Here is a 1,976-nt window from a genome sequence, read left to right on the forward strand (position 1 = left end):
GAGCCGCACACACAATTCGCTACCATCGCCTCGAAGCTTTCGATGCATGGAAAATTGCGGCCTGTTTCGCCTGAATATCTACGAGCCCCTGGCCTTTCCGGCCAGAGAAACTTAACGTGACAACACCCTGATGTCTGCATCGCCAAAAATTACGCCCAAACCGTCAGGCAGGCAACTGTAGCCCAGTTAACGTGACAACACCATTGTCCTGCATCATACGCCCCTTTTAATCCAACAATTCGCCGATCACTTTCTGGAAAGCACGCTCGGCTTCATCGCGCAAGCGGTGATGTCCACCCTCCACCTGTTTCACGCCACGCACCCACACATCAGAGGCACGCGCACGACCGGCAAAAATCCAGCCATCGAGAGCCGCATCCCTTTTTGCGTGGGGCAGACGCTCAACATCAAGCGATACAAAATCGGCCGAAGCCCCCACTTTCAAGCCATCGCCTGCGCGTCCCATAGCGATATTGCCACCGGTCACCGCGCCATCGAAAAGTGTGCGGCCGGTCGAGCCTTCGTTCTCGGCCAGAACATTACGCGCGCGGTGCAGGAGACGTTGCGAATATTCATACTGGCGCAACTCATCGCTGATACCGATCAGCACATTCGAATCCGAGCCAACGCCGAACTTGCCGCCTGCCTTGTGAAAGACCGTAGCATTGAAGGTTCCGTCACCCAGATTGGCCTCCGTCACAGGACAAAGACCGGCAATCGCGCCCGCCTCAGCCATGCGCTGTGTTTCATCATCGGTCATATGGGTCGCGTGAATGAGACACCAGCGCGAAGACAATTCCTGATGATCGAGCAACCATTCGACCGGTCGCTGTCCGGACCACGCAATGCAGTCCTCCACTTCCTTGACCTGTTCGGCAATGTGAATATGCACAGGCGCATCCGGCAAAAGCTTTGCCGCAAATGTCAATTCATCAGGGGTGACAGCACGCAGGCTGTGCGGGGCTACGCCAAGCACGGCACCATCGAAACCGGCAAGCGCCTTTTGGCAGCCTTCGATTAGGCGCGCAAAGCTTGCTTCATCATTGATGAAACGGCGCTGGCCTTCATTCGGATCGGCACCGCCGAATGTCGAATGTGCGTAAAGCACCGGCAACAATGTCAGCCCGATACCAGCAGTTCGCGCTGCCGAGACAATACGATCCGCCATTTCCGAGATATTGCTGTAAGGCGTGCCATCGCGATCATGATGCAGATAATGAAACTCACCGACGCGCGTGAAACCGGCTTCCAGCATATCGACATAAAGCCGCAACGCGACTGCTTCCGCCTGTTCCGGCGTCATGGTCAGCGCGAACTTATACATGATCTCGCGCCAGCTCCAGAAGCTGTCAGCGGAAGGTCCACGCCGCTCAGCCAGTCCTGCCATGCCATACTGGAACGCATGGCTGTGCAGATTTGGCATGCCTAAAACGATCACTGCATGGTGTTCGTCGCCCGGCTGCGCGCTGACGCCAGTTTCCACAGATGCGATTTTTCCATCAACAATGCCAAGCCGCACATCATCCGCCCACCCCGTTTGCAGAAGCGCCTGTCCGGCATGGATAAATTGCGTTTTTTCGACCGTGGCTGACATTATGTTCCGCTCCTCTTTCCGCCCATTTTGCTGCATCACTTTTCAACAGATCGCAATCGGATGCATTTTTTCTCTTGGCGACTTCGCTATTATGTATATACATTATCGAAAAACAGGGGAAGCGAGAAAACGCTCATGACACAGAAAACCAACTTCGTTTTAACGCAGGCACGCATCGCCACCTTGGGTGAAAACGCCGAAGGTCTGGGGCTCATCGACAATGCAGCGCTCGCCGTCCAGGACGGCAAAATCGCTTATGTCGGTGCAGAAGATTCTCTCCCTGCTGACTATGAATCTTTTGAGAAGATTGACTGCGAAAACCGCCTGATCACGCCGGGACTGATCGACTGTCACACGCATCTGGTCCATGCCGGAAATCGCG

General features: G+C 55.0%; 1 protein-coding gene and 1 pseudogene. One reads left to right on the top strand and one right to left on the bottom strand.

The window, feature by feature from the left end; all coding sequences use genetic code 11:
• Positions 1 to 226: 226 nt before the first annotated feature.
• Complete coding sequence (locus OPR82_RS22670) at positions 227 to 1,594, bottom strand: formimidoylglutamate deiminase (protein WP_265987230.1); 1,368 nt, start codon at positions 1,592 to 1,594, stop codon at positions 227 to 229.
• Between the two features lie 135 nt (positions 1,595 to 1,729).
• Between OPR82_RS22670 and OPR82_RS22675 the strand changes: the two are divergent.
• Positions 1,730 to 1,976, top strand: a pseudogene (locus OPR82_RS22675) (imidazolonepropionase); the annotation flags it as partial.

Origin of the sequence: Ochrobactrum chromiisoli, assembly GCF_026241335.1 — a bacterium.
In the GTDB taxonomy this organism is placed as follows: domain Bacteria; phylum Pseudomonadota; class Alphaproteobacteria; order Rhizobiales; family Rhizobiaceae; genus Brucella; species Brucella chromiisoli.